The following is a 12873-nucleotide window of genomic DNA, read 5'->3' as shown; positions in this document are numbered from 1 at the left end:
AAAAGTTAATTTTGCTTATATAAAATGGTAATTAAATATTATTTTTTATTATAATAACAATATGTTAAAAATATATGTATGTGGACCCACAGTTTACAATGATGTTCATATAGGAAATATGAGACCGATTGTAACTATGGACTTGATTTTAAAAGCTGCAAAGCAACTAGGGATTGAATATAAATTTGTTCATAATATTACTGATATTGATGACAAAATTATCAAAAAAGCCCAAGAGCAAGGTGTTTCAGAAACTCAAGTATCGGAAAAGTATGGTAATTTATATTTAGATTTACTTAAACAATTCAGTGTTGACACTATAACTGAAATTGAATACGTAACCGAAAATATTGATTTAATTGATAACTTCATTCAAAGATTAATCAAATCGAATAATGCATATTTAGATAATGAAGGTAATGTTTGATTTGATGTTATAAAAAACCAAAACGCCTATGGTATTGTTTCAAATCAAAAAATTGAAAACATGAAATTTGAAGATAGTGAACTTTCTTCAAATAAAAAATCACCTGCTGATTTTGCTTTATGAAAAAACACAAATGATGGTGTTAAATACAATGTTTCTTTTGGTGAAGGTAGACCAGGATGACACACAGAATGTGTTGCATTAATTGAAAAACATTTTGGAGATTCTGGTTTAGATATTCACGGAGGAGGGATGGACTTAACATTCCCACACCATGAAAATGAAAATATTCAATTCTATGCTTTAAATCAAAAACAGCTTTCAAATAAATGATTAAGAACAGGTCAAATTAATTTAAATGGAATTAAGATGTCTAAGTCATTACAAAACGTAATTTTAGCTTCCGACTTTCTTAAAAATTATTCAGCTGACTATTTTAAAATGATTTTATTATTAAACTCATTTACAGGTTTGATCAATATTGATGATAATTTAATTAATAATGTTGAAGTGATTTTTAAGAAAATTAGCAAAATTTACTTCTTAAATGCACTATTAAACAAACAAAACAATTCAGAAATTAACAATGAATTAGCTAAAGAAGCATTCACATATATTTTTGAGCAGAGATTTTCTGACTTTAATAAACTTATTAATGATTCAATTAAAAATATTAATAAAGACAAAAACGCCTTGGACATAGCTACATTAGTATATATTTTTGATAAGTTAGGTTTTGAATTCAATAAATTCGATTACAAAAAATATGTTCCAATTTATCAAAAATGACAAGAGTTTTTAGCTCAAAAAGATTATCAAAATGCCGACAAATTAAGAAACGAATTGATTGAAAATAATTTAATATAGGGTAAATATGAAAAAATTACACGAAAAACAAAAAAAATATGATATGACCACTAAAAAAGTGGGAGAATTAATTGTGTATGGGAAAAATTCTGTTATTGACTGTGTCAATAATAAATTAGATATTTCTGAAATACACATAACTGATGAAGGAAGTTTAAAGTACTTTAAAGATGATAACACTTTAAGGGGTATAAAAATTATTATCACTGATAAGAAAACTTTAGATGAAGAAACAAAAGAAAACCATCAAGGTTTTAAAGCAATCTTAAAATCTGTTAATTACAAGGGACTTGACGATTTAGGAAGATTGCATAAGGATAATTCACCAATTCTTGTGTTGGATAAAATTCAAGATCCACATAACTTTGGTGCAATTATAAGAACAGCAAATGCCGGGGGAATTAAGCATATTATTTTCCCTAAAGATAATGCAGCTGTAATTAATTCAACTGTATTAAAGATTTCATCAGGTGGATTTGTAAATATGAATTTTTACAGAGTTAATAGTCTTAATGCGGCCTTAACTCAACTCAAAAAAAGAGGTTATTGAGTTTATTCAACTGTATTAGATGAAAAAGCTCTCCCATACACAACAGTGGAATATGACAGACCTACAATTTTAGTTGTAGGTAATGAAGGTGATGGAGTATCAAAAAGTGTGCTTTCAGTCACAGATCAAACAATCTATATTCCACAAAGGGGGAATGTGCAATCTTTAAATGTATCAGTAGCAACAGGTATTATTGTGTTCGATGCATTAACTAAATGATAAGAAAATATCATTTGAACGATAAGTTTCTCTCTGAATTTTTGAAACTCGAAAATGACAAGTATTATTCAGTTTCAAAAATTATTTCTGCTTTCAGTATACAGCACAGTAAGTCAATAGATGTTTTGTCTAGAAAAATTAGTTGAGTCTTTGGTAAGGTATCTATTGATCCAGCAGAAATTAAAAATGTTATACTTCATGAATTTTTAGGAATTTTTCTAGAAGTTTCTTCAGAAGTTTTTTGTAAGGATTTTAAATCCTATTCTCATTTCGAATCATTCATTTGAAATAAATTAAAGTTAAAGACTCTGAATTTCTTCCACTCAGAAATTAACTCTCAATATATTTTTGATGATGGTATCTCTAACAAAAGGGTAAATTTACAAAAAATTCTAATAGACATGGAAAATAGTGTAGTTGATAACTCACATAGTCCAAAACAACTTGATTGTCAAATTAAAACTCTAAAAATGCACTCAAGAAATCATTTTTTAAATAGTAGTTATAAAAAGAAACACTCAGTTATGAAAACAACAGATTTAAATGTTGGTTCATCTATTGATATTGACATTATTTGTTCGAACAACCTTATTACTACATTGATATCAAGTTAAATAGAGCTTATGTTATCTTATATGTCAAATTTTTAATTCTTCTTTCTCATATATATTTATCGTATATTTACATAAGTTTATGAAATGTTTTTATGGTATAAAACGCAGTAGATTTTTTAAATTATTTTGTGTTGATTTTTAAAATCTCTTTAATTTATTATGTTCATGTTTTTATAAACAAGCTATATTTTGCTTGTTGCTCCATTATTTTTTATAATTTTTTGAGACAAATCGTTTTTACTCTCTGGCGATTTAGTCCCTTCTATATTTCTTTTATTTTTTCACTTACAAAATATGCATGTATAGACTTTTTTTTGATTCTATCTATGTTTTTCCGTATTTTAGGTAAACTTACTTGGATTTTATTTCCAATAATTATTCATTCTTGCATATTAATAACATTGGGTAAGTGTTAGGTTATGAAAACGTATCATCTCATTTGCTTGGGGGAGTGTGTGGGATGGTCAAAATTAATTAAACTTGAATTTAAGTTTTAAGGGTTAAGGAAAATTCGTAAGTTTAATTAATATGTTTTCTCTTGTTGCTTTTTATTTTATTAGTGTAAATTTTGGGGTACTTCTCAAAATTACGGTTATCTTCTTGTATGTTGTGGGGACTGAACTCTTTTTCACTTTCCAGTTTATGTTCTTCATTACTCACTTTGGTTTTCATTAAATTTTTATAGTTTATTTTTATAGTGTTTAAAACAAAATATAATATGGTTTTTAGTTTATTTGTTGGATTATTCCTTTCTAAACATTTGAAAAGTATTTCACTTTCTTATATTTCTCCATTTATTAACTTTTATTCAATATAATATCTTATTATTAAATGCGAAATACAAAATTGGTTCTAAATGAACCGAAATTCATTATTTTTTCTTCTCTCATCAGTTAGACATTTTCTGTTAAATGTCAAACACCTTTCTTTAATTTTATTATTTAATTTTTTACAATGTCTATTAGATTTCCACTTAACTTTTTTAAGTTAAGTGGTTTTTATATCCACTGTATGTAAATTTTCTCTTTTTATATTATGTGCTAATATTTTAGTAATATGAATAATCGCAATTTTAGAAATAAAAAATTTGTATTTATTGGTGACTCAATAGCGCAAGGTTTTGATTTATCTCAAGGAACTGGAACATATGGAAATTTAGATGAGTTAGGTTATGCATATTCGGACTATTTCATTGAGTTAATTCAGAAGAATGTTGGTAGAAATTTAGACATTAAATATAGTAATTTAGGCCTATCAGCAAGCAAGATTAGTACTTGAATTAATATCGTTTCTGGTGAAGAGTTTACGGATGAAACAAGAGAGCTAATGCACATAAATAAAGTTTTAGCTCAAAAATTTAATCACACTTGTTTTAATCATGATTTTGATTCATATTTAAAAGAAATTAAGGAAGCAGATTACTTATTTATAAATTCTAGTGGAATTGAATTTTTATTCAGTATTTCCTATGTAGACTTAGTAGAAGTAATGTCTCAAAAAGATTACTACCTTCAAAATAAACAAATTGATGATTTATTGAAAAATGTTAAACGTACAACACAGCAAATCATTAATGAATATATTGTTTTAGTTAACAAAATTAAAGAAGTTAATACAAATTGCAAAATCTATTTAGTCGATTATCCTATCGCTTCATTACCTGTGCTTAACAAGTTGATTCTTAAAAACAAAGATAATCTTTTAAACAAGAGTTATTCTATTTTTAAATCTATATACAAGGTATTTCAGAATATTTTTGCAGAAGTTTCAGCAGCAACAAATGCTAAATATGTTGAAATATTTGACTTTGAAAAATGTTTAAGAAATGAACGCAAATGATATCAGTTGTTCTTAGATATTCATTGCAGTAAGAAATGTTATAAATACATAGGAAAGAAACTTTATCTAAATTTTGCTAAAGAGCATCATTTAAATAAATTTACTTGAACTAAATTTAGAAGTATTCCAATATACCCGGATAACAAAATTATTCATCTTGTTCAAACTTGATACAAAGAATTAGGAGTCCTAGAAGGATCGCTAATTAGAATTTATATAAGCACAATTAGCAATTCATTGATTACTGAGAAACTAACTAAAGGTTTAGATATCACTCTTAATTTCAGCGCGCTTCTAAATGAGAATGTTATGTCACTCATTGGTAAGATTTTCCATGATGAAAACGTACTCGAATATATTGAAAATAAATTCAGTTCACTAAAATTCACAGACACATTAATTGACTTTTTAGCTAATAGTCAAGAGTTTGTTACATTGATTGATAATGTTGAAAAATTCTTTACTAGAAACAAAAACATTTCGCTTAATAAGTTTTGACAATTCTTTTTAGTTTCAAATGAAAAAACATTGTTTGATATAACAAAAAAATTCTTTGAAAAGTACCCTAATTTCAAAGAAGAGATAATTGATTTAATTCATTTTATCCTTGGAGAGTTAAATAAAAGAAAATTTATTAAGATTCCAATTGATATTAGAAAAATTGATTATGAGTTTAATTTAGATTTTTCATTAGTAAAAAATGATTTAGATGAATTTATGATTATTTTTAAAGATTACTTTTTATCAAGTTCACATTTTGTTAGCTTCGAAAGTTACTTTAATAGTTTTATTATCAAAAACAAAGAGCTAATCAAACAAATATCATCGAAGTTTCTAAATATTGTTTTAGAACAATTATTCACTGATAAGGAAAAATTAATTCAATTCATTTTAGCCTATTGCAAGATTGATTATAAATATCTCTCAAGAAGAGATTTTGAAGCTCTTGACAGATATGTAGATAAGTTATTGAGCAACTTAAATATGACTAAAATGCAAAATAAAATCATTAATGAAACAATTAACTTTATACTAAAAACACCTAAAATGAAGCTTATTAGTTCTAACAACATTATGCTTATTGGACTTATTATTAAGAATCAATTTAGAAATAGATTATTTTTAAGCTTAGTTAGAGGTAATTTGGTCCCAACAGTTAATTTAGGAGTGCGTTTAGCATTTGCAAAAGTGAGATCAATATTTAGATGAAGAAAGTAATGTGTTATGTTTTTTTGCACATGTAAATAATTTCAATTAAACCTATTACATAGCATTCATTTACTTAATGTATATTGTAATGTTGTGGTAAAATTAAAACACTATGAAAAGTAACAAGGTATCAATTGCATGCGAATTATGCAGAAAGAAAAATTACGTGACAATTAAAAGTGCTGGAAATGCAGAACGTTTAGCGATTAAAAAATATTGTCCTCATTGCAAACAACACTCAATTCACAAAGAAGAAGTTTAATTATGAGAAAAAATAAGAAAGCAAAAACTGAAAAAGTCGAAACAGCAAAAATGTCTTTAAAAGACAGATTTGAAAGCAGAAATAAAATTTATTTCTTTAGAAAGACTGTTAAAGAAATTAAACGTGTTCGTTGAGCAACTCCAAGACAAAATTGAATAAACCTTGTTAAAATTCTTGTTTTTACAGCTATATTTGCTTTATTTGTTTATGCAGTAACAATTGGATTTACAAAATTATGAGAAGTAATTGGTTCAGTTTAGAAAGGTAAATTATGAATAATTTTAAATGATACATGATCTCTACTGTTAGAGGAAAAGAAGAACAAGTTATTGAAGCTTTAAATAACCGTATTATTGCTGAAAATGTTGCAGAATCATTTAATCAATATGCAACACAAGATGGCGCTTTTAAAATCTTTAAAAAACCTATCTTAACAGCTAAAGAATTAGAAAAAAGACGTTTAGGTCAAGAATACAAGGTTAAATACACAAATCTTTATCCTGGATACATTTTTGCAAATATGGATATGACTGATGAAGCTTGATACGTTGTACGTAACACACAAAACGTTACAGGTATCATCGGATCATCTGGTAAAGGAGCAAAACCTACACCTGTTTCTTCTAGAGAAATTAGAAAAATGGAAAAAGCTGCTGAAGAAGCTACACACTTATTTAACTTAGGTAAAAACTTACAAGGACTTAAAGTTAATGATTTAGTTGTAGTTTTAGACGGTCCATTTAAAGGTGAAATTGGTCCAATTAAATCATTAAACTTAGACACAAATATCGCTACAATTCAAATTGAATCATTCGGAAAAAGAACTTCTGTTGAATTGAGCATCGATTCATTAGAACATTCAACAGAATACTAATCATTAGTGAAATTGAACAGTTTTAGCTGTTCTTTTTTATTCAAAATTTATCAAAAGAATAAAAAATGACTTTATTACCTACTAAAACAATCGTTTAATAAGTAATAAAGTCTAATTGTAATATTTCTTTTAAGTCGAGTTTGATATTTTAAATAATTTGAAGATTAATCTTCACTCATTATATATTCAGCTTGTTTAATAACATCATCTACAGCTTGTTTTTGATATTCTGGAGGATAATTATACTTCTTCAAACATTCTTTTATTTTTGTTCTCATTCTTGCTCTTGTGGATTCTTTATGGGCCCAGTCTGTTGATGCGTATTCTTCAACTAATGACTTTAATTCCCTAGCAATAAGTTTAAGCGTTTCATCGTTTAGTAATTCTTTAGCTGATTTATCTCTAATTAAAGCATCATAGAACGCTTTTTCTCTTCCGAATACACCAAGGTCTCTAGCTGTTTGTTCGTCCCTTACCATTTCACTAGCGAATCCAACTAAATCAACAATAGTTTGTTCTGGTGAAAAAATAGCATCTCTATCATTATATTTTTCTAAGATTTTTCTTAATCTTTTACTGTATTCTTGAGATTTAAAATAATTATTTTTTCTAGATTCAGCTATTGCTCTTTCAAGCAACTTCTTAACAATTTGAACAAACACATGAGGAGGATTTTTTACTCTTAATTCTTCTATGTTTTTCTCACTTAATAATTCAATAACCTTACTTGAATCTTCTTTTGTTTGAGTTAATACTTTTACTTCATCACCTTTAATAGCGTCTGCTAGAAGATTAGAAACATATTCGTTCATTTCTTTTATAGAAACAGTTGGAGTTTTTGCTCTAAGCTTTAGAATAAAACTTCTAATAGCTAAGTAATAATAAACATCATTTTTCTCTTCTTCAGTTAAAATACCAGCACAAACGACAAAGGCTTGCTTTACAGAAAAGGAAAGATCACTCATAAATGCATCTTCTCTTTTAGCTTCTTGTAACACAAATTCTGTTCCGATTTGTACAGCTTCAAATCTTTCGTGATCATTAGAGCTATAAAATTTGCTTTTATCAATTTTGTAAAATCATTCATTAAGTACGCTTAATTTTTCTTTCAAGATGTCATAAATTTCTTTCTTTACATCTTGAACATTTTCTTGTCTGTCTCTATCTGTATATTCTGTTAATGCTTCATTTAATGCTTCATTTAGACCTATGTAATCGACAATTAAACCATAATACTTACCTGGATAAACACGATTAACACGAGCAATAGCTTGCATTAAATTATAAGATTTGAGTCTCTTAATAAAATATATTGCATCTAAGTCGGGTACATCAAAACCGGTTAATCACATATCAACTACAATTGCGATTTTATATTTTGATGTATCTTTTTTAAATTCTTCACCTAACTCTTTTCTATATGCAGAATCTTTAAATAGATTACGCATTTCTTCTGTGTCTTTATTAGATTCAGTAACAACCAAAATTACTTGTTCTTTCATTTCAGGTGCAATCTCAGCAACTATTTTCTTATATAGTTTTAAAGCTGCATGACGAGTTTGACAAACAATCATGGCTTTTCCGTTTAAAGTACCCTTTCTCTCAGAATAGTGAGCCATAATATCTCTAGCAAATAAATCAATCATGTCATCATCTTCTAAAATGACTTTGATTTTGCTCATTTCACGTTTTGATTTTTCTATTGCTTGATTATCTGCTTGTTCATTTTTCACTAAATCATTATAGTAATTATCAATTTGACTCAATATTAATTGATCTGTCCAAACTTTCGCAAGTCTAGATTCATAAAAAAGTTTTACTGTTGAACCATCGATAACTGATTGAGTCATATCGTAGACATCGATAATATCACCGAAAATGTCTGTTGTTTGTTTTTCTTTTGTTGATACAGGAGTTCCGGTAAATCCAATAAAAGTAGCATTAGGTAATGCTTCCCTAATATACTTTTCTACTCCATATTTAAAAACCGCTTCTAATTCATCAGTTTCTTTATTTCTTTCGTAATGAACAGTCTCATAAATTCCATAGTGCCCTCTATGAGCTTCATCAGTCATTACGATAATGTTTGAACGTTCATTTTTTGGTAAATTATGCTTATCGAATTTACCAACTGTAGTAAAAATTATTCCACCTTGTTTAATGTGCTTAAGCTTCTTAACTAAATCTTCTCTAGATGTAGCTATTTGAGGTTCGCATTTTAGGTAATTGCGCGCACTAAAGAAAGTTTTATAAAGTTGATCATCTAAGTCGATTCTATCTGTTAAAATCACTATAGTTGGAACATTTAAGTCTTTGTTAATCAATAATCTATGTGCAAGCATTAGCATTGAAAATGATTTACCACTACCTTGAGTATGTCAAACAATACCAGCTTTACCATTTCCATTTGACTTAATGCTATTTAAAATTGATTGAACTGATTTTTTCACCCCAAAATACTGGTGATATTGCGAGATTATCTTAACTGGTTTGTCATTTTTGTCTTGAATAAAGAAAATATTATGTTTAATAATATCTAGTAATCTGCTTTTTTCAAACACTCCATCTATGAAGGTATTTAGTTTAAATGCATAATTAACATCATAACCTTTTTTACCATCAACACTTTTTCACTCATTGTATCTATCGAATTTAGAAGTCAATGTTCCGATTCTAGTACTTACTCCATCAGAAATTACTAAAAAAGCAGAGTAATTAAATAAAGTTGGAATATCATAACGGTATCCATTAGACTCGCTGCTTCCACCTAATTGATTGTAAGCGTCTTCCAATGTTGCTCCAGTAGCATCTTCAACTAAAGACTTAAGTTCCATCACAATTAAAGGAAGTCCATTTATATACACAACTATGTCTGGTATTCTAGTCGATCTTCCTTCGTTGAACTTAATTTGATGAACTACTTGAAATGTGTTATTATCTACATTATCAAAATCAATGAATTTGATAAGAGGGTTAACTTGATATTTATTTGACTCAATTGTCACACCTTCTACTAAGATTTTGTGAACTAAAAAATTCCTTACGAATAAAGAAGGATTATCAACTCTCATAAGCATATTCATTGCTTCGTTAAGTATTTCTAAATCATCAAATTTATTTATTTTAATTAACGAATTTAAAAGAACTTCCTTATTAATGAATTCATCAAGCTTTCTTTCACTTAGTCATGAATCATCAAAATTTAAAAATTCAAAACCATTTTTTTCTAAAAGTTCTATAATGCTATTCTCAATAGTAGCTTCATTAAACATATGATTTTACCTCGAAATTATTATATAAAAAAGCAGTTATTTTTCTCAAAATTAATACAGATAGTTAACACTATAGGAACAGTTGGTAATTTGATTGAAAAAACTAATCAAAAAATTATATTGTTTGAAAAATTACTAAAATATATTTATCAAATTTATTTTAATGATAAAAGTAGTGTAAACAAATTAGGTGATGTAATTAAATATTTTGTTGGTGGAACATTTAAAAGTAAGGATTATACAAATCTTCCATCATGAAAATTAATTACAATTAAAAACATAGGAGACTCTGGATTTAATCTTGATAATATCACTTATTTTAGTATGAAGCCAGAATATGAAAAATTTAAATTAGAAATTGGGGATATCTTACTCACCATGACTGGGTACGTAGGTAGAACAGGTATTGTTGATTCTGAAGATTGTTATTTAAATCAAAGAATTATAAAGATTACTTGTGAATCGAAAGCTTTAATATATACCTATTTACTAATGGATAAGGAAAATATTTCTAGTTTAGGTCGCGGTAGTGCACAACCAAACTTAAGTATTTCAGATTTTTTAAACATTAAAGTTCCGTTTGACGAGAATGACGTTAACTATTTTAAAAAATATGATTATATATTTGATGCAATTCTAAAAAATAGAATGAATATTAGAAAATTAACAAATTTGAAGAAACATCTTCTTTCAAAATATTTCTAAATAGTTAACACTATAGGAAGTGTCGATGATCTTATTGAAAATTATGAGTTAATCGAGACTAAAATTAAATCTATTGGATTAAGAAAAATAAACTCCTTGAATTTTATTAGAAATCACATTCCCTTCTCGAAATATGGGATATTTGACAAAGGAATAGAGGTTGGTTCTAGCAACTATATAGAAAAATCTCAAACTAGAGACACTCTTATTCCGTACTTAAGAGTCGGTGATTTAGATTCATTAAAAAATTGTTACATAAAAAAAGCGCAAAACCTAAAAACATGTCACTCAGATGATACATTAATAGCATTTGATGGCGCTCCTGGAAGGGTGAATGTTGGTTTATCAGGTGCTTACTCATCAGGAATATATAAAGTAATATCTGAAAATAAAGGTTTTGCTTTCTTTGAACTATTAAGCGATTTAAATCAGTCTATTATCAAAGATAATTCACAAGGCACAACAATTTTGCATGCTTCCAAAGCAATACCAATGCTATTAGCTTGTGAACCTACCAATGATGAAATTAATTTTTTCAATTATATTTATGAATTATTGGTTAAAGTGAAAATGTTAAAATCTAAATGTCTAGATATTAAATCTATACTGCTTAATAAATATTTTACCAATTAATTATTTTGTCAACTATTTCCTGTTGCTCTTCACTTGTTTTTCTCAAATAAATTCTAGTAGTTTCTATAGATTCGTGACCCATTAAATCGGCTAGTAATGCAATATCTTTGCATTTTTCTAAAAAGTTTTTTGCGAATCGATGTCTAAAAGAGTGAGGGTAAACCACATTTAAATTCATATTGTATTTTCTTGCTAGTGATTTTAATTGATGAGCTATACCTCTAGTTGATATTTGATTACCATCTTTATTAAGAAATAGATAACCCTCTGTTCTAGCGATAGAATCATAATATTCTATCGCTTTTTTTCTTAATCTAACGGGTATGAATATTCTTCTTATTTTGCCACTTTTTGTGTAAAGGTCTATATAACCCCTTATTAAATGCTCATATTTGAATTGAATAAGCTCAGAAATCCTAGCACCAGTTGCTCCTAAAAATCTAATAATAAAATACCACTCATAATTTTTGTCTTTGAGCAATTTGTTTTTAAAGAACTCGTAATCTGCATCGCTGATAACATTTTCTAAAAAACTTTTTTGTTGAATTTTTATGTATTTTAGTTTTAATTTTTCTTTCCTTAAAAATTCCAGATATTTATTGATTCCTTGAATTCTCAAATTAATAGTTTTACCCTTATACTTATCGACTAATATTGATTTAAAAGCTAATAAATTTTGTTTTGTTATTTCGCTAAATTCTGCACTAAACTGTTTAACCGCAATAACATAAGCATCAATAGTATTTTTTGTTAAATTTTGATGTTGTAAAAATGAAATAAATTCTTTCAAATTGTAATACCTCCTATTTATGGAAGGTACTAAAATCTAGAAATATTTATTCAATAGTAGATTCTTCAATTCTTTAAGCTTCTTTATTTTTCTTCTATAAGAAGTTAAATGAATAACTAAAGGACTAAACTCCTTATTGAAACTATTTATCTCTTCATCAGATAGTTTAGGGACAAGAATTTTATTAAATGTTTCATTATTAATCCCAGCCATGGTTGTACCTACAGAGTTAAGGTCTCTTTGAACAAAAAAGTTCGGGGATAAAATAATACCTGTTAGAAATGATAGTGGTAATTTGTTTGTGGCTTCGACTCCCAAATATCCTGTCGAAAAGATATAATTATTAAGCAAATCATCATCTTTTTCTGTCACTATAATTACCTTTTTTGAGTCTTTCATCTTGGCGAATCATATTGAATCAACCACTGGTTGCATGTTTGCTCTAGACGGTCTGTCCTCAAAGTTGAATGAATCAAATTGTAAAATATTGTTAATACCTTCTACGGACGATGTGTCCAAATAATTCTTGGTATTATTATATTTTTTTATACCAGATTTAATAATTTGAGGCGAGTAATATTCAAAAGGAATGAGACTTTTATCAGATAAAGA

12 protein-coding genes are annotated in these 12873 nt (G+C 27.1%); 9 read left to right on the top strand and 3 right to left on the bottom strand.

Annotated elements, in window-relative coordinates; translation table 4 throughout:
- Nucleotides 1–61 precede the first annotated feature (61 nt).
- From VBN07_RS01990 to nusG, 7 genes are all read left to right on the top strand, one after another.
- On the top strand, nucleotides 62–1294 hold the full coding sequence (locus tag VBN07_RS01990; RefSeq protein WP_323177642.1) for a class I tRNA ligase family protein: 1233 nt from the start codon (nucleotides 62–64) through the stop codon (nucleotides 1292–1294).
- 7 nt (nucleotides 1295–1301) lie between these two features.
- The gene (gene rlmB / locus VBN07_RS01985; RefSeq protein ID WP_323177641.1) at nucleotides 1302–2066 is read left to right on the top strand and encodes a 23S rRNA (guanosine(2251)-2'-O)-methyltransferase RlmB; all 765 of its coding nucleotides are present in this window, start codon (nucleotides 1302–1304) and stop codon (nucleotides 2064–2066) included.
- Between the two features lie 38 nt (nucleotides 2067–2104).
- Nucleotides 2105–2677 carry a hypothetical protein gene (locus VBN07_RS01980; protein WP_323177640.1) on the top strand — a complete coding sequence of 191 codons (573 nt, stop codon included), beginning with the start codon at nucleotides 2105–2107 and terminating at the stop codon, nucleotides 2675–2677.
- Between the two features lie 1056 nt (nucleotides 2678–3733).
- On the top strand, nucleotides 3734–5734 hold the full coding sequence (locus tag VBN07_RS01975; RefSeq protein ID WP_323177639.1) for a hypothetical protein: 2001 nt from the start codon (nucleotides 3734–3736) through the stop codon (nucleotides 5732–5734).
- Nucleotides 5735–5837: 103 nt separating this feature from the next.
- Nucleotides 5838–5987: a 50S ribosomal protein L33 gene (rpmG, locus tag VBN07_RS01970; RefSeq protein WP_257089433.1), complete on the top strand. Its 150-nt coding sequence runs from the start codon at nucleotides 5838–5840 to the stop codon at nucleotides 5985–5987.
- Nucleotides 5988–5989: 2 nt separating this feature from the next.
- Nucleotides 5990–6247 (top strand): preprotein translocase subunit SecE, encoded by a 258-nt coding sequence (secE, locus tag VBN07_RS01965; RefSeq protein ID WP_323177638.1) that lies wholly within the window; start codon nucleotides 5990–5992, stop codon nucleotides 6245–6247.
- Nucleotides 6248–6258: 11 nt separating this feature from the next.
- Nucleotides 6259–6861 carry a transcription termination/antitermination protein NusG gene (gene nusG / locus VBN07_RS01960; protein ID WP_323177637.1) on the top strand — a complete coding sequence of 201 codons (603 nt, stop codon included), beginning with the start codon at nucleotides 6259–6261 and terminating at the stop codon, nucleotides 6859–6861.
- A 164-nt stretch (nucleotides 6862–7025) separates the two neighbouring features.
- Here nusG and VBN07_RS01955 read toward each other — a convergent pair whose 3' ends face one another.
- The gene (locus VBN07_RS01955) at nucleotides 7026–10133 is read right to left on the bottom strand and encodes a type I restriction endonuclease subunit R (protein WP_323177636.1); all 3108 of its coding nucleotides are present in this window, start codon (nucleotides 10131–10133) and stop codon (nucleotides 7026–7028) included.
- Between the two features lie 90 nt (nucleotides 10134–10223).
- Here VBN07_RS01955 and VBN07_RS01950 point away from each other — a divergent pair, with 90 nt between their 5' ends.
- The gene (locus tag VBN07_RS01950; protein ID WP_323177635.1) at nucleotides 10224–10838 is read left to right on the top strand and encodes a restriction endonuclease subunit S; all 615 of its coding nucleotides are present in this window, start codon (nucleotides 10224–10226) and stop codon (nucleotides 10836–10838) included.
- Between the two features lie 96 nt (nucleotides 10839–10934).
- On the top strand, nucleotides 10935–11471 hold the full coding sequence (locus VBN07_RS01945; protein WP_323177634.1) for a hypothetical protein: 537 nt from the start codon (nucleotides 10935–10937) through the stop codon (nucleotides 11469–11471).
- On the opposite strand, the gene VBN07_RS01940 is transcribed toward VBN07_RS01945, so the two are convergent.
- On the bottom strand, nucleotides 11461–12261 hold the full coding sequence (locus VBN07_RS01940) for a tyrosine-type recombinase/integrase (RefSeq protein WP_323177633.1): 801 nt from the start codon (nucleotides 12259–12261) through the stop codon (nucleotides 11461–11463). The genes VBN07_RS01945 and VBN07_RS01940 overlap by 11 nt on opposite strands.
- Before the next feature lie 36 nt (nucleotides 12262–12297).
- Nucleotides 12298–12780: a hypothetical protein gene (locus tag VBN07_RS01935; protein ID WP_323177632.1), complete on the bottom strand. Its 483-nt coding sequence runs from the start codon at nucleotides 12778–12780 to the stop codon at nucleotides 12298–12300.
- Nucleotides 12781–12873 lie beyond the last annotated feature (93 nt).

This window comes from Mycoplasma sp. 4404, from assembly GCF_034863325.1.
Lineage (GTDB): Bacteria > Bacillota_I > Bacilli_A > Mycoplasmatales > Metamycoplasmataceae > Mycoplasmopsis.
This window is presented reverse-complemented; position numbering and strand designations above follow the sequence as displayed.